The 15,210-nt window shown below is 76.7% G+C and carries 11 protein-coding genes; 5 read left to right on the top strand and 6 right to left on the bottom strand.

Annotation, left to right across the window (positions count from 1 at the left end):
- Positions 1-57 precede the first annotated feature (57 nt).
- The gene (locus ACWGKU_RS26565; protein WP_452179270.1) at positions 58-1,545 is read right to left on the bottom strand and encodes an HNH endonuclease; all 1,488 of its coding nucleotides are present in this window, start codon (positions 1,543-1,545) and stop codon (positions 58-60) included.
- A 105-nt stretch (positions 1,546-1,650) separates the two neighbouring features.
- A complete protein-coding gene (locus ACWGKU_RS26560; protein ID WP_452191582.1) occupies positions 1,651-2,169 on the bottom strand; it encodes a hypothetical protein in 519 nt (172 codons plus the stop codon).
- A gap of 363 nt (positions 2,170-2,532) precedes the next feature.
- Between ACWGKU_RS26560 and ACWGKU_RS26555 the strand changes: the two genes are divergently transcribed.
- The gene (locus ACWGKU_RS26555; RefSeq protein ID WP_359915130.1) at positions 2,533-2,835 is read left to right on the top strand and encodes a hypothetical protein; all 303 of its coding nucleotides are present in this window, start codon (positions 2,533-2,535) and stop codon (positions 2,833-2,835) included.
- On the opposite strand, the gene ACWGKU_RS26550 is transcribed toward ACWGKU_RS26555, so the two are convergent.
- From ACWGKU_RS26550 to ACWGKU_RS26535, 4 genes are all read right to left on the bottom strand, one after another.
- Complete coding sequence (locus ACWGKU_RS26550; RefSeq protein WP_359915127.1) at positions 2,822-3,634, bottom strand: maleylpyruvate isomerase family mycothiol-dependent enzyme; 813 nt, start codon at positions 3,632-3,634, stop codon at positions 2,822-2,824. The genes ACWGKU_RS26555 and ACWGKU_RS26550 overlap by 14 nt on opposite strands.
- 127 nt (positions 3,635-3,761) lie before the next feature.
- On the bottom strand, positions 3,762-4,673 hold the full coding sequence (locus ACWGKU_RS26545) for an ABC transporter ATP-binding protein (protein WP_452179280.1): 912 nt from the start codon (positions 4,671-4,673) through the stop codon (positions 3,762-3,764).
- A 44-nt stretch (positions 4,674-4,717) separates the two neighbouring features.
- Positions 4,718-7,552 carry a hypothetical protein gene (locus ACWGKU_RS26540; RefSeq protein ID WP_452179272.1) on the bottom strand — a complete coding sequence of 945 codons (2,835 nt, stop codon included), beginning with the start codon at positions 7,550-7,552 and terminating at the stop codon, positions 4,718-4,720.
- A 151-nt stretch (positions 7,553-7,703) separates the two neighbouring features.
- On the bottom strand, positions 7,704-11,096 hold the full coding sequence (locus ACWGKU_RS26535) for an FtsX-like permease family protein (protein ID WP_452179273.1): 3,393 nt from the start codon (positions 11,094-11,096) through the stop codon (positions 7,704-7,706).
- A 583-nt stretch (positions 11,097-11,679) separates the two neighbouring features.
- Between ACWGKU_RS26535 and ACWGKU_RS26530 the strand changes: the two genes are divergently transcribed.
- From ACWGKU_RS26530 to ACWGKU_RS26515, 4 genes are read left to right on the top strand one after another with little or no spacing between them, the layout of a single operon-like run.
- Entirely contained in the window at positions 11,680-12,216 is a 537-nt protein-coding gene (locus ACWGKU_RS26530; protein WP_452179274.1) for an EF-hand domain-containing protein, read from the top strand.
- Positions 12,213-13,349, top strand: coding sequence for an isocitrate/isopropylmalate family dehydrogenase (locus tag ACWGKU_RS26525; protein ID WP_452179275.1), 1,137 nt, complete (start codon positions 12,213-12,215; stop codon positions 13,347-13,349). Before ACWGKU_RS26530 ends, ACWGKU_RS26525 begins: the two co-directional genes overlap by 4 nt.
- Entirely contained in the window at positions 13,346-13,981 is a 636-nt protein-coding gene (locus ACWGKU_RS26520; protein WP_452179276.1) for a cysteine hydrolase family protein, read from the top strand. The genes ACWGKU_RS26525 and ACWGKU_RS26520 overlap by 4 nt, the downstream gene beginning before the upstream one ends.
- 41 nt (positions 13,982-14,022) lie before the next feature.
- The gene (locus ACWGKU_RS26515; RefSeq protein ID WP_452179281.1) at positions 14,023-15,003 is read left to right on the top strand and encodes an SAM-dependent methyltransferase; all 981 of its coding nucleotides are present in this window, start codon (positions 14,023-14,025) and stop codon (positions 15,001-15,003) included.
- Positions 15,004-15,210 lie beyond the last annotated feature (207 nt).

Genomic DNA, 15,210 nt, shown 5'->3' with positions numbered 1-15,210 from the left:
CAGGGTGCCACTGCCGGTCCCGGCCCTCGTGACGCCGTTTCCCGGACTCCGTCCGGGTCAGTGCTGTCCGGACGGCTGCCCGCCGGCCTGGGACGGGATGTACCGGGCCCACCGCCTACGGTGCCAGCGGACGTACTCCAGGCCGATCTCGTGGTGGGGGTCGGTCTCCAGGCGCTGCCGCGCCGTGCCCGTCACCGTTTCCACGACGCGCAGGTCGTCGGTCAGGTACAGGCCGCCCTGGTCGAACTGCGTGTGGCAGTTCGGGCACAGGCACAGAACGTTTCCGGTGTAGTCGGGGCCGCCCTTGCTCAGCGGGCGAATGTGGGCACCTTCGCTGATCGCCCCGCGCGGTCCCGGGATGCTCAGGATGCTTCCGCACATCTGGCACCGGTTGCCGTACCAGCCCTTGACGTCCTGGACGACCGCGTCGTCACGCCTGACCCGGCCCTTCCTGTCCCGCACTCCAGCGGCGGGCGGACCGGCGGTGGGGACAGCTCTCGGTGGGACGAGCTCTCCCGGTGGCATGGCCTCGGGCGACCCGGTCGCGGCCCGGATCTTCCCACCGATCCCGTCGAGGATGCCGCCGACGAGGGCCAGGGCGTCGGGGCAGAGCAACCGTGCCCGGTCCCGGCCGGAGCGGGCGACCAGGGACCACGCCGCTTCGACGTGGCCGCCGGTGATCACGTCCGTGTCCTCGGCGAGGGCAAGTGCTGCCGCGATCCGGTGCGTGTGGGCGTCCAGTCGGACGAACTGGTCCTCCGGCAGGAACTCCTGGTCGTCGAAGCGGGCGGCGCAGAGCTGGACCGGCCAGAACTTCTCGGCGGCCTCGTCCGTCATCGTGAACCGCACCTCCCGGTGCACCAGGCTCCCGTGGATCCGGACGAGGTCCTCGACGGCCCGTGCTGCCGCTGCCGCCGCCCGGTGGTCGGGGAGCGTGGCTCCGGGGTCTTCCCCCTTCCGGCGGAACAGCAGGAACCTGCTGGAGGAAGGCGCTTCCGTCTGCGCGGTGTACCTCCAGTCGCTCGCCGGCATCTCCCACAGCACCCCCACCTTGGGGGCCTCCTCCGCGACGCCCCGGGACGAGCGGCGCCGGCGTTCGAGATTGCGGTACTCGTCGCCGTCCCAGGCTGTGCGCAGCGCGTAGGCGAGGGAGTCGTCGGAGGAGGCCCTCGACGGGCCGTGTTTGACGGGGCTGCCGGTGAGCAGCAGGGAGAAGCCGCTGCCGGGCCGGGCACTGCGGGCGGCTCGGCTCGAAGCCGCCCGGAGCCTGCTGGTGGTGGTGACGTCGTGGTGGCGGGTGAGCCGACGGAAGCGGCTGGGGTCCATGCCGACCGCGGCCAGGGCCGTGACGAGCGGTGGCCGGGCGTCTTCGGCCAGGAAGGCTCCCCACACCAGGCAGGGCCACTCCATGGGGCCGACGGGCAGGGTCGCCGAGGGGGCCACAGCGGCGGCCCACCAGCACAGGGCCGCCGCGTAGGCGTCCTCGGTGTGGACGCCGCCGTGCAGCCCTGCCTGCCGTGCGACATCCCCCAGCGGACCGCGCATCACCACACCGGACACCGTGCCCCCGCCTGTCTGTCGTGCCGTCGAGCCTGGTGATCGTCTATCACCCGCCACTGACAGAAGCCGTCCGGGTAGCGGCCAAGGGGGTCAGCGCACCTTGTCCAGCGCACGGGCGGTGAGCTGCAGGGCGAGATCGATGGTCTCCTCGTCGCGCAGCGGGCAGTTCACCGCATACTTGTGACCGTCCTTGACCTCGCGGAGTTCGACGCGGGGGTCGTCGATGTCGGCCACGTCCTGCGGGGTGAGCCTGAGGGTGAGGCCCGCGTTGATCGCATTGACGTACGCGACCGCCCCGAAGCGGCGCTTGCCGGCGTCGCGGACCATCACGTAGTTGGACAGGCCGTCCTTGGTCCGCTCCGAGGTGCCTGCTTCGACCTCGACCCCGCCGAGCTCGCGCGCACCGGTCAGGTAGGCCAGCACCCGGCCGGCGATCTCACCGGTGCGCGCCCGGCCCTGGACCAGCGCCTCGGTCCCCGGCCAGGTCGTGACCTCCGTGGGCACCTCGGCGGCCACTTCGGCGGCCATGTCGAAGTCCTCGGCGACTGTCTCCCTCATCAGCAGCAGAAAGCGGCTGATCTCCTCCGGAGTGCCTTCCAGCAGCCTCATCACGACCTCCTTCGTCTCGAAGCGCTGCACGCCCGGCACGAACAGCCGCTCCACAACACCCGCTCCAGCGAAGCCATCTCGCATGCACACCATAGAGCAGTCAAAGCTTTAGCGTGCACAGGTTTTTATAAGAGATTCTCCATCATGTGCACGATGGCGCAGTGGTGATGAGGCCCGTACGCGACGGCACGACCGGCTCCGCGTGGGTGAGCGGGCCTCACGGAACCCTCCGCCCCGGCCGGGCCCCGTCGCCGGGAGGGCGCCGGGACGGGGGCGCCGGGGCGGGGTGTCAGGGGTGGGGGTGGCTGGGCCGGATGCCACGGTGCGGGTGCAGCGGACGGGTCGGGCGGCGAGGTTGTGGAGATGGACACCGTCATCGTGCTCGAACCCGATACGCCGACCAATGTGCGGATCCTCGGCCCCGACCGCGGGCCGGCGGACCCCGGGAACCCGGTGCGTCTGGCGCACTGCGCCCCCGCGGAGGCCTCCGGCGCCTGCGGCCCCCTGACGCTGTGCGGCCTGAGCACCTCCGACATGACCCTGGCCCCTCGCCGCTCCCCCGCGCCCGGCGGGCCCCAGTGGAACGCCTGCGGGGCGTGCCGCGAGGCCGAGGGGGGCGCGGTGGCCGCCGGTGCCGGGCCGGCGCGCGGGTTCAGGGGGCTGTGAACAGTCCGGGGAAGGACGGGGCCAGCCAGGGCCGGCGGCCCCAGGCGAGCACCTTGCCGCGGGCGATGGCGCCGGCGGTGGAGCAGCGGCCCAGGGCGAGGAGGAAGAACGCCACCGGCTCGACGAGGATCGTGCAGTCGGGGCGGCGGGGCGGCTCCTGGCTGACCGCGACGGCGCCGTCGGTGAAGGTGACCGCGAATCCGCCCGCACCGCGCAGCCGCAGCCGGTAGCAGGCGCTGTGGCCGGCCGCGGTGCGGGCGTCCGCCACCAGGGGCATGGCCGTTCGCAGGAACGGCATGGTCAGCCCGACGCGTTGCCGGTCGATCGGGTGGGGCCGGCCGAGCGCGACGGCGACGTCGTAGAGGTGGGCCAGCATGTGGGTCAGCAGGTAGGCGCCGAGGGTGTCCAGGTCCATCGGGCCGAGCGGGGTCAGCATCGGCTCGGTGCCGGTGCGCGGGCCGGCCGCCGCCGCGAACTCCCCTGCCTGGCGGGCGATTTCCTCGGCGAGTACGGCCGGGTCGCGTTCGGGTCGCGCGGCCAGCGAGACCTCGTTGGCCGCGGCCAGCGCGCCCGGGGTGCCGTCCCCGTACGGGCGTTCCTCCCCGGCGGCGAGGGCGGCCATCAGTTCGTTGGCCATCGCGAGGTGGGCGGCGGCCTCGGCGACCGTCCACTCGGCGCCGGGGATGCGGATGTCGCCGCGGCAGTCGGCGAGCAGGGGGACGGCTTCGTCGCCGACCGCGGTGACGGCCTGGAGGAGCGCTGTGCGTGTGGCGGAGGGAGAGTGTTGGGGGAACGTCATGGTGGTGAGACTGGTCGACTCCCGCACCGCTGTCCAGCTCCCTGACAGGGCCGGGGGAACGGGTGTTCCTGTCGGCCGGCGGGCGGGCGGACCGCGGGTTGGACGGCGGGCGGGCGGCGGGCGGACGTCAGCCGCCGTCCGCGGCGGGTCCGGCGCCCGGCGGGCGGTCGCGGTCGGGCCACACGGTGATGTGGTCGTGTTCGAGGACCAGTCGCACGCGGTGCGCCAGGCCGAGGGATTCCGTGAAGTCGCGCGGCAGTTGGAGCCGGCCGACCCGGTCCAGCACCGTGTACTCGACAGGTGCGCCGTCGCCGTCGCCGTCGCCGTCGGCGGCCGCAGGGCCCCGCAGCACTTCGGTGGAGGTGCGCCCGTCGCGGATCCGTACCGTGCGGCGGACCTGGTCGGCCACCAGGGCGTCGTGGGTGACGATCAGGACGGTGGTGCCCAGTTCGCTGTTGGCGGTGCGCAGGGCGGTGAAGATCTCCTGCGAGGTGGCGGTGTCCAGTTCGCCGGTGGGTTCGTCGGCGAGCAGCAGGCGGGGTTCGTTGGCGAGGGCGACGGCGATGGCGACCCGCTGCTGTTCGCCGCCGGAGAGCGCGGCGGGGGTGCGGTCGGCCGCCTGGGCGATGCCCATCAGGTCGAGCAGTTCGGTGGCCCGGGCGGCGCGGCGGCGGCGCGGTACGCCGGCGTAGCCCATGGGCAGTTGGACGTTCTCGCGGGCGGTCAGGTAGGGCAGCAGGTTGGCGGCGGTCTGCTGCTGGATCGTTCCGACGGTGCGGCGGCGGTAGGCGGTGCGTTCGCGCCGCTTGAGCGCGCCCAGGTCGGTGCCGTCGACGGTGGCGGTGCCGGCGCTGGGGGTGTCCAGGCCGGCGAGGATGCCGAGCAGGGTGGATTTGCCGGAGCCGGAGGCCCCGACCAGGGCGGTCAGTTCGCCCTCGCGCACGGTCAGGTCGAGTCCTTGCAGGGCCTGGACCTCGACGCCGCCGCGGGCGGTGGTGCCGGTGCGGTAGATCCGTACGAGGCTCTCGCAGTGGACCATGGGCCGGTCGGTCCCGGCGATGGGTCGTGCGTTCTCACGGGTGGTCACAGGGCCTCCCCCAGTCGTAGGACGGCGCCCAGGGCGCGGCGGCGGGCGATCGCGGTCTCCAGGGCGCCGGCCGCCGTCACCAGCACGGTCAGGGCGAGGCCGAGCGCCGTGGTGGTGGTCCAGTCGGTGTGTGCGGCGGGTTCGAAGGGCGCTCCGGTGAGCGCTTGCAGCCGCAGGCCGGGGCCGAGTGCCCCGGGCAGCAGCAGGCCCAGGGCGGTGCCGCCGGCCGCGGCGGTGAGCAGCAGCGGCAGCGGGTGCAGCAGTTGCAGGGCGAGTACCGAGCGGCCGGTGAGCCCCAGGGTGCGCAGGTAGGAGGTGACGCGGGCGCGTTCGGTGGCGCTGAGGAGGAGGTCCAGGACGAAGGCGCCGAGGGCGAGCAGCAGGGCGAGTGCGGTGGTGACCTGGAAGGCGAGCTGGACCGAGCGGACCAGTCCGTCGGTGCGCAGGGCTTCGAACTCCGCGGCGTGGTCGAGCAGTTCGACCCGCGGGCCGGTCCTGCCGGTGGGGGCGAGCTGCGGGGTGGCCGCGGTGCGTACGGCGGCCCGGTCCAGTGGTGGGGCGCCGGCGGCCGGGTGGAGCAGGAGTGCGGAGGGGTGGCCGGGCTGTGCGGGCAGGCGTTGTGCGGAGGGGCCGGTGAACAGCAGCAGGGCGCCGGGGCGCGGCCCGTTGCCGAGGACCGGTCCGAGGACCGGGTCGCGCAGGGCGTCCTCGGGCAGGGCGCCGATCACGTGGACCAGGACGCGGCTGGTGCCCAGGGCGGACAGTTCGAAGGTGCCGTCGGGGAAGCGGGCGGCCAGGGCGGGGTCGGCCAGGGCGGTGAGCAGCGGTTCGGTGGGGTTCTCGCCGGTCTGCCGCACCGGTGCGTCGGCCCCGTCGGCGGCCAGCAGGGCGCGGGCGAGCGGGGAGGAGGGGCGGGCGGCGGACAGGGCGGCGGCGTCCAGTCCGACGAGCTGGGCGCCGGGGAAGGTGGTGCCGTCGTCCTGCGAGGTGAGTTCGCCGCTCGCGCCGGTGACGGTCACCTGGTGGCCGACGGTGGGGACGTGGGAGAGGTCCTCGGGCAGTCGGTCGCGCGGTCCGACCAGGGCGAGCGGTGCTCCGCCGGTGCGCCAGTCGGCGCTCTGGGCGCGGCTGTCGGTGACGGTGCGCGAGATCCCGGCGCCGAAGACGCCGTAGCCCATGGCCAGCGTCAGGACCAGCAGGGCGAGTGCGGCCGTGCCGGTGTGCCGGCCGGCCTGGGCGAGTGCCACCAGCGGGACCGGGCCGCGCGAGCGGCGCGCCCAGTGGGCGGCCCGGCGCAGCAGCGGGGGCAGCAGGCGGAGCAGGACGAGCGCCGCGACCAGGGCCAGCAGGACCGGGGTCAGGGCGAGCGGGAGGTCGAGGCCGGAGCCGGCGAGGGCGCCGCGGGTGCGCAGCGCGGTCAGGGCGCCCGCGGCGAGCAGCAGGGCCAGGGCTTCCAGGACGAGGCGGCGCGAGCGTGCCGGGGGCCGGGTGCGCGGGGCGCTGGTGAGCAGGGTGGCGGCCGGTGCGCACCAGACCAGCAGGGCGGCGGCGGCCGCCGGCAGGGCGGATCCCAGGGCGGTGCCCTGGGGCGTGGTGGCGCGGGCGATCGCCCAGCCCGCGGCGGCGCCGGCGCCGACCGCGACCGCGGCCTCGGCCAGCAGGCGGCCGGCGATCCCGGCGGTCCCGGCGCCCCGGGAGAGCTGGAGGGCGAAGGCGCCGGCCCGGCGGCGGGCGCCGAGCCGTGCGGTGGCGACGGCGGTGGCCACGACCACGGCGAGCAGTCCGACGAGCGCGAAGCCCTGGAGCTGTTGGGCGCGTCCGCGTTGGGCGGCGTAGGCGTCCAGTTCGGGCGTGAGCCGGTCGGTGACGGCGATCTTGGGCACGATCTGGCCGGCGAGTGTGCAGAGGCCGCCGGATTCGTCCCCGCAGCGCTGGGCGGTGTCGGCGGCGCGCAGTCCGGCGAGGGCGGCGCGCAGTTCGGCGGTCCCCGTGGCGGTGGCGGCGGGCCCGGACCGGTCGGTGGCCACGGGCAGGTCCCAGGCCAGTTCGAGCGGTACGGTGCCGCGGCCCGCGACCTGTTCGATCCCTTCGGCGCTGGTGAGGAGTTGGCCGACCAGTTGCTGGCCGGTCTCGGCCGGGACGGTCCAGGGGGCGACGAGCATCGGGAACTGCTGCCAGAGGCGGTCGGCGCCGTGGTCGGTACGGAAGACGCCGACCAGGAGCACCGGGGTGGACCAGCCGGTACCGGTCAGGCCGAATCGCTGACCCGTCGTCAGGCCGAGGCGGTCCCTGGTGGTTTCGGAGACCGCGACCTCGACCGCGGGCGGCTGTCCGGGCGGGGCCGTCGGGTCGGGTGCGGGTTGCCGGGGTGCGCGGCCCTGGACGTACTCGACCGGGCCGTGGGCGTCGTCGGGCTGGGCGTGGACCAGGCTGAGCCCCGGGGGCCGGCCGTAGGGGGTGGGGACTCCGGGCCCTTCCGCCACGGCGGCGGGGGCGCTCACGCGGCCCTTCGGTGTGCCGAGCGCGGCGGCCAGTCGCGGTCCGGCGGCGGCGCGCACCGCGTGGCCGGCCCGGTCGAGGTCGCGGTCGAGTGCGCCGGGGGCGATCCGGGGCCTGGACGGCAGCGGGACGGTGGTGGACGTGGCGGTGACCAGCGGGCCGGACAGCTGGGCGCGGGCGACCCGGTCCGCGAGCGCGCCGGCGGCGAGGCGGTCGAAGCGCGGCGGCCAGCTCAGCGGGATCGCCGTGAGCAGGACGGAGAGCAGCGCCAGCCCGGCCGCCACCGGCCAGGCGATCCGCGCCTCTCGTCGGATCAGGCGCAGTGTCAGCATGCGGGGCTCCCGCCGTCGAAGCGTCCGTTGCGGGGCGGGGTGCCAGGCGCGAGGCCGAGCGGAGTGCGGGGCTGGGTGCCGGGCCCGGGGGCGCGCCCGCGGCCGGGCGCGAGGCCGGGCCCCGTCCCGGGCCGCCGTCCTGGCGTCGGGCTCATCCGTCCTCCCCCGCGCGCAGGGCCCGGACCAGGTCGACCCTGGCCAGCAGCCGGGTGAGGACCAGGACCGTGAGGGCCAGCAGCAGGCCGCTGGCGAGCGTGGTGAGCGCGGCGGCCGGCCGGCCCGGGGCGGTGGCCAGGGCCGGGAAGACCGGGCCGGAGCTGTCGTCCAGCACGGTGAGCGGCAGCAGCAGGGCCGTCAGCAGCAGGCCCAGCAGGCCGCCGAGCAGCACCGGGGGCACCGTCACCGCCACCTGTTCGGCGCGCAGCATCGCCGTCAGTTCGCCGGTCCGTGCGCCCAGGGCGCGCAGCACGGCGAACTCCCGTTGCCGGGAGCGGGCCGCGCCGACCGCGTGCAGGGTCAGGGCGGTCACCGCGAAGAGCGGGGCGGTGGCCATGACCAGCAGCCAGGCGCAGCGCAGTCCGGCCCGGAATGGGTCGTCGGCCAGGTCGGCGGCGAGCCGCTGTGCGCTCTGGGCGCGGCCGAACGCGCTGTGGCCGTCGACGGCGGCCCAGGTGGCGGCGGGGTCGTCGCTGGCCAGCCACCAGTGGGTGTCGACGGGCGGCGGCGCGCCGGTGAGCGCGCGGTTGGCGGCGAGCGCGGGCAGGTCCAGCAGCAGGTGGCCCTGGCCGCGGCCGTAGCCGGGCAGGGCGTCGACCTCCCCGGTGATGCGGACCTTCTGGTCGCTGTCGCGGTCGCGGTCCCAGGTGAGCCGGATGGTGTCGCCGACCTTGGCGTTCACCGCGTCGAGCAGGGTGCGGTCGGCGATCGCGGACAGGACGGGCGGGGCGCTCCCGTCCGGGGTGCCGGTCGGGGGGCGCACGGCGAAGTACGTGTCCAGGGCGGCCGGGTCCAGGGCGTTCGCGGGGTTCTGGGAGCGCAGCACCGCGTGCAGGAGGCCGGGTCCGCGGCTGTGCCAGGTGCAGGCGGTGGCCCGGTCGTCCTGGGCGCCGCCGTCGAGCACCGAGGTGGGCCGGGCGTCCGGGGCCGGGTCGCCGGCGGGGCAGCCGAGTGTGGTGGGGCTGACGAAGGGCGCGCCGGAGCGGACCCAGGACCGGTCCGGTCCGAGGGCGAGGTCGGTTCGCCGGTCGCCGGTGACGGCGCTGATCCGTGGCAGGTCCAGCTCCAGGGTGGTGCGCCGGGCCAGGGGGCCGGGGAAGCGGACGCCGACGCGGCCGAGGGTCAGCGGGTAGCTGCGCCGGCCGCCGTCGGCCAGGTTCACGGTCAGCGGGTGGGGGCGGCCGTCGGCCGTCAGCGGGAGGGTCAGCTGCTCGGTCAGCCCGTCGGCGTCCTGGATCCACAGCAGCAGGCTCGGGCCCTGGTCCGGCGGTGCGGGGTCGGCGGTGGCCTGGACGGTCAGCTCCAGGGCGGTCGGCTCACCGGGGATCGCGAGCCCCTGGGCGGGCGCGGCGGTCAGCGGGGCCAGCAGCGCCGGTGCCGGGCGGTCGGCCTGGTCGGGGCGCAGGGCCGGCAGGGCGCCGGAGGCCGCGGCGGCGGCGGTGTCGACGGCGACCGTCCGGACCACGGCGCTGCCCACGTAGGCCGACTGGTCGGCGACCGGGGTGAGGGCCGTGACGCCCGGCAGCGCGGCCAGTGCGCCGTGCCGCTGCGCCGCCGCGCCGGTCACCCCGGACAGCCGCAGGTCGGCGCCGACGGTGAAGGCCGCCCGGTCGCGGTCGCCGGCCGGCAGTGCGGCCAGGACCCCGGCGGCCAGGCCGGAGCAGGCCACGGCCAGGAGCGTGACCAGGACCGGGACCGCCTGGCGGCCGGCGTCGCGGCTCAGCCGCCAGGCGCCCAGTGGCGCGACCAGTCCGCGGGAGCGGGCGGCCGCCCGTTCCAGCAGCCGCCCGGCCGGCGGCAGCGCCCGCAGCGCCAGCACCGCGCCGGCCACCGCCATCGCCGCCGGGGCGAGCACCAGGACGGGGTCGACTCCGGTGTCGAAGCCCGCACCCGCGTCGGGCACCACCACGCCCTGGTAGTGGCGCAGTTGGAGGAAGCCGAGGACCGCCACGGCGAGCAGCGCCAGGTCCGCTCCGGCCCGCTGCAGGCCCGGTCGGCGCGGGCGGCGCCGGCGCAGCGCCTGCCGGGCGTGCGGGTCCCAGGCCTGCCGGGCGAGCGGCAGCAGCAGGGCCGTGCCGTGCACCGCGAGCGCGAACCCGGCGGCCCACCAGGCGGTTCGGCCGTCGGCCGCGGTCAGGCCGTGCGCCCCGGCGCCGCGCAGGACGGCGGCGAGCAGCGGCTCGACCAGCAGCAGCCCGCAGGCCGCCGCCGGCACGGCGGCCACCGCCCACTCGCCGGCCGCCACCGCGAGCAGCCGCGCCAGGCCGGCGCCCCGGGAGCGCTGGAGCGTCTGCTCGACGGCGACCGCGTCGGCCAGCCGACGGGCCGTCAGAATAAGGACCACCGAGGCGAGTACGGCGATCAGGGCGAGCGGAACGGCGATCTCGGCCCTGGCGGCCAGGGCCGGCACCGCCTGGCCGTCGACCGCGGCGGGCAGCGCGCTGCGCACCCTGGTGTCGGCCAGGGGCGGGGCTGCGCCGCGGTAGACCGAGCGGGCGGTGTCGGAGCCGGCGAGGACGGCCACCCGGTCGCGCAGCGCGGCGAGTTCGGGCAGGCTCGACCGGCCGGTGTCGGGCAGGGCCAGCCAGACGGCCTGGGTGCGGCTGCCGAACGTGGGCAGGGCCGTCAGCTGGGCGCCGTCGGCCAGCAGCAGGGCGCGGTCCGCGCCGTCGGCGCCGGCCAGGCCGTTCCAGAAGGCGTCGGCGGCCGGGTCGGGGCGGTAGACGCCGGTCACGGTGAGCGTGAGCGGGCCGCCGGTGGCGGGGTCCGGGACGACCGCGGTGCTGCCGCTCGCCAGGCCGAGGCGGTCGGCGACGGTCTCGGGGAGGGCGACGCGCAGGGCGTTTCCGGGGACGTCGGCGGGGGCGGCGGAGGACGCGGTGGGGGACGCGGGGGCGGGGGCGGCGTCCGGCCAACTGCCGCTGCTCAGCCGGGCGTAGCGGCCCGGGTCGGGCAGTGCCACCGGGAGCCCGGGCAGCCCGGTTTCGGTGGCCTGCCGGCGCGCGGCGAGCGGCAGCGGCAGGTCCACGGCGATACCGGCCCGCAGGGCGGTCTCGGAGCGGAAGGGGACGCCGGCCATCGCCCGGACCAGTGCCGTGTGCACCGCCCGGTCGGCCGCGGGCAGGCCCTGCGCCGTCCAGCGCGCGGACACCTCCACCGACCGGCCGGCGTCGGCGGCGAGGCGCTGGCGCACCCCGGCCGCGGCGGCCGACCGGGCCAGCCCGGCCACCGCGGACAGCACCGCCGTCGCGACCAGGATGCTCACGGCCACGGCCGCCAGCACCGCACCGTGCCGCCCGATCCGGCGCCCGACCCCCGCCAGCACCATCCGCCACTCCCCTCGGCGCCCTTCGTTCGACTCCGGGGCGCACGTCACGGGACCACTTGCGGCCCAGAGCTGAGGTTCTATCACAACGAACCATCAGTGGTCTGTACCAATCAGGTCACGGTCCTTCCCGTACAACCCGAACCGCCCCTGCCGTGTCGAACTGCCGCGGGGAGGAGGAACGACGGGGCAGGGCGGAGGAACACGCCGCCGGACTCCGAGGAGTCCGTCAAGGGAGGGGCCGCGGGAGGACCTGCCGGCCCGACCGGGGAAATCGCATGGGAGGGAGCGGAGTTGTCCATGGGGGGGGAAGTGTCCGGGGGATGGAGGGCGTGGCCGGTGGCGACACTCCCACGGCGAGACCCTCGCCCTGCAGGCACCGGCACCGGGCGCTGTCGGGCGCGCGGGCCAGCCTCACTACCTGTCCAGTCGACCGGTGCGTCATGCGCGAGGGGGCGCATTGCCCCCGATCGGGTGGTCCGGCCGTGCTTCGCACGCCGGTGGCCCGGGCGGGGCCGGATAGTGGAGCGGTCGCCGAGGCACGGGCCCGGCGTCCCTTCGTCCGGGAAACCAGAGGTGTACCGCCATGCCCACGTCCGCAGCCACCGACCGTGTCGGGCTCGTGTTCTCACTGTTCGACGCCGACGGGAACGGTGTCCTCGAACCCGCCGACTTCGACCTGATGGGCAGCCGCGTCGTCGCGGCGCTCCCCCGGGCCGGCGAGGACGCCAAGAACCGGCTGCTCGACGCCCTGCGGCACTACTGGCACACGCTGGTGACCGAGCTGGACACCGACGGCGACGGGCGGATCAGCCCCGAGGAGTTCACCGCCGTGGTGCTCGACCCGCAGCGCTTCGACGCCACCATCGACGAGTTCGCCCGCGCGCTGTCCACGCTGGGCGACCCGGACGGCGACGGCCTGGTCACCCGCCCGGACTTCCTCGCCCTGATGACCGCGATCGGGTTCGGCGACCGGAACATCACGGCGCTGTTCGACGCGTTCGGCCCGGTGGACGGCGACCGCGTCCCGGTCGCGGTCTGGGCGGAGGGCATCCGCGACTACTACCGCCCCGAGAAGACCGGCATCCCCGGCGACCACCTGGTTCCCGGGGCGGCCCGGTGACCCCGGTCGTCCACCAGGGCGCCGGCCCGGGGCCGGCGCCCGCCACCGGGCGGCCCGCGGTCGGGCTGGCGGTGGGCCGGGGCACCGGCCCGGAGCTCGCCGCCGTCTTCGAACGCGTCCTGGGAGTGCTCACCGCCGACCACCCGACGGGGGTGCGGATCGTGCGCTCCCCGCGCCTCTACCACTCCTACGTCTCGCTGCGCGCGCACGGCGGCCCCGCCGGCATCCAGGAGCTGACCGGGCAGGACGCGGAGCACTACGAGCGGTTCTGCCGCGACCTGGCCGCCGGCGGCACCACCGCGGTCTTCCGCACCGCGATCAACGCCCAGTCCCTGTACCTGGTGCGCCGTCGCCTGTGCGCCGTCAAGGTGGACCTGTTACGGGCCGGGGAAACGTCCCTGCTGCTCGTCCGCGACCAGGCCCAGGGCTTCTACACCGGGGAGAACCTGCACACCCCGGGAGCGGTCACCCGCACCCTGTCCTTCAGCCGGGAGACCACCGGGACCGTCGTGCGCCACGCCCTGGAGCGGGCCCGGCGCGAATGGCCCGACGGGCGGATCGACCGCATCGTCATGGCCTACAAGTTCCACCTCCTGGACGGCGCGTTCGACACCTGGGTCGCCGGGATCGCCGAGCGGCTGGGCGTACGGATCGAGGTGTTCCAGCCCGACACCGTCAACCGCAACCTGATCACCCACGGCCTGCCGGAGCGCACGCTGCTGATCGCCGGGAACGAGTGGGCGGACATCATGCACGTGGTCCTGCTGGACCGCTTCGGCGCCCAGCGGCAGGAGAGCCGCTGCACGGAGAACGTCTGCCTCGACCCCGGCGCGGCCGGGCTGGTCGAGTACCAGACCGTGCACGGCTCCGCCGACGACCTGGCCGGGCGCGACCTGGTCAACCCGGTGGCCACGGTCCGCGCCGCCGCCCTGGTCGCCGAGCGGCACGCCGGCGTCCCCGGCGCCGTCCGGGCGGTCGAGGCCGCCCTCACCGCCCTGGACGACAAGGACGTGCGCACCCCGGACCTCGGCGGCCGGCACTCCACCACCGCGGTGGTGGACGCGCTGGTCGACGTCCTCGACCCGCCCGGTGCCGCCGCCGCGGGTTCCACGGCCCTGGTGGGCGAGCCGTGACCGGCCCGGCGGGAACGGCCCTGGTGGTGGTGGACCTGCAGAACGACTTCTGCGCCGGGCCGGTGGCCAGGGCCCGCTTCGGCGGCGACGGCGCCGTCCTGGAGGCCGTGGTCGCCAACAGCGTCCGGGCGGTGGACCGGGCCCGGCGCGCGGGCGTGGAGGTGGTGTTCGTCCGCTTCCTCGGCGACGTCGTCCACCAGGGCGCGGCCTGGCGCGCGCGGGACCGGCGCCTCGGCAAGGAGCCGAAGTGCCTGGAGGGCACCTGGGGGGCGGAGTTCCACGGGGTGGCCCCGGCGCCGGGCGAACGGGTCTTCACCAAACGGGCCCGCTTCGACGCCTTCCTCGGCGAAGGCCCGGGCGAGGACCTGGAGGAGCACCTGCGCGCGGGCGGCACCGGGCACCTCGTGCTCGCCGGGCTCTACGCCGACGTCTGCGTGGACTCCACCGCCCGCACCGCCTTCCAGAAGGGCTTCCACCTCACCGTCCTGACGGACTGCACCACCTCCCTGCACCTGCCCTGCGACGACGTCCTGCGGTTCATGCGCGTCCTGTACGGCGCCCGCACCACCACCGGTGACGACCCCGCGGCCTGGACGGCGCCCGAGCACGGGGAGGAAGCGTGCGCGCCGTAGCCGGGCGGGCCGCGGCCGGGCAGACCGTGGCCGGGCGGGCCGTGGCCGGGCGGGCCGACGGCGCCACCGCCGCGGCCCCGGCCCGCGGCGTCGCCTCCGGGGTGGGCCGTACCGCCCTGCTGGTCGCGGCCGCCCGCGCCGTCGAGACCCACCGCCCCGACGCCCTGGCCCGCGACCCGCTCGCCGAGCTCTTCGTCCGCGCCTCCCCCGCCTCGGCGCACTGGCCCCTGCGCCCCGAGCAGGTCCCCGGCGGGGAGGCCGACCCGCTGTGGGGGCGCCTCGGGCGCTACTTCGGGCTGCGCACCCGGGTCCTGGACGACCACCTGCTGGCCGCCGTACGGGCCGGCACCCGCCAGATCGTCCTGCTGGGCGCGGGCCTGGACTCCCGGGCCTACCGGCTCGACTGGCCGCCCGGCTGCGTCCTCCACGAGATCGACACCGACGAGGTGCTGGCCTTCAAACGGACGGTCCTCGACGCGGCCGGCGCGGCTCCCGCCGCCGAGCGCCGCCCCCTGGCCGCCGACCTGCGCGCCGACTGGGCCGGGCCGCTGCTGGCGGGCGGCTTCGACCCGGCGGCGCCGACCGCGTGGCTCGCCGAGGGGCTGCTGCTCTACCTCCCCGCCGGGGCCGAGCGGCGCCTGATGGCCACCGTGCACCGGCTCAGTGCGCCCGGCAGCACCCTCGCCTACGAGCTCAAGGACGTGGCCGCCGAGCCGCCGGCCGTGCGCACGTCCCCCGTGTACGTCGCGGCCCGGCAGCGGCTCGGCATCGACCTGCGCGCCCTCTTCGACGCCGATCCCCGCCCCGACTCCGCCGCCCGACTCGCCCGCCGGGGCTGGACGGTGACCGTGCGCAGCCCGTACGACTTCACCGCCGTGCACGGCCGCGGCCCGCTGCCGGAGCCGAACGACGCGCTGGCGGCCAACCGCTGGGTCTTCGCCGCCCGCCCGGGGCCGTCGGGAGGCGGGGAGGCCTCGGGCGCCGGTCCGCGCCGGCGGACGCCCGTTCCGGGGCCCCGGTGAAGGCGGGCCTTCGAACGCCGTCGCCGGCCCGTGGGGGGGCCCCGGGGGGGGGGGCCCGGGGCCGCGCGGGAGGAATGGGCGGGGGGACCGCCCCCAGCCGCGCCCCCCGGGGCGCCCCCCCCGGGGCCCCCAACCGCCGCCCCCGGGGGGGCCCCCGGGCCCCCCGGCCCCCCGGGCCCCGCACGCCACTGGGACCTGTCCGCGGTC

The sequence above is a fragment of the Kitasatospora sp. NPDC054768 genome (assembly GCF_053612025.1).
The sequence above is the reverse complement of the archived record's forward strand: the minus strand, read 5'-3'. Positions and strand labels throughout refer to the sequence as shown.

Coding starts and splice junctions, on each gene's coding strand:
- ACWGKU_RS26565 (WP_452179270.1), bottom strand. CDS start 1,545: ATGCGCGGTCCGCTGGGGGATGTCGCACGGCAGGCAGGGCTGCACGGC.
- ACWGKU_RS26560 (WP_452191582.1), bottom strand. CDS start 2,169: ATGAGGCTGCTGGAAGGCACTCCGGAGGAGATCAGCCGCTTTCTGCTG.
- ACWGKU_RS26555 (WP_359915130.1), top strand. CDS start 2,533: ATGGACACCGTCATCGTGCTCGAACCCGATACGCCGACCAATGTGCGG.
- ACWGKU_RS26550 (WP_359915127.1), bottom strand. CDS start 3,634: ATGACGTTCCCCCAACACTCTCCCTCCGCCACACGCACAGCGCTCCTC.
- ACWGKU_RS26545 (WP_452179280.1), bottom strand. CDS start 4,673: ATGGTCCACTGCGAGAGCCTCGTACGGATCTACCGCACCGGCACCACC.
- ACWGKU_RS26540 (WP_452179272.1), bottom strand. CDS start 7,552: ATGCTGACACTGCGCCTGATCCGACGAGAGGCGCGGATCGCCTGGCCG.
- ACWGKU_RS26535 (WP_452179273.1), bottom strand. CDS start 11,096: ATGGTGCTGGCGGGGGTCGGGCGCCGGATCGGGCGGCACGGTGCGGTG.
- ACWGKU_RS26530 (WP_452179274.1), top strand. CDS start 11,680: ATGCCCACGTCCGCAGCCACCGACCGTGTCGGGCTCGTGTTCTCACTG.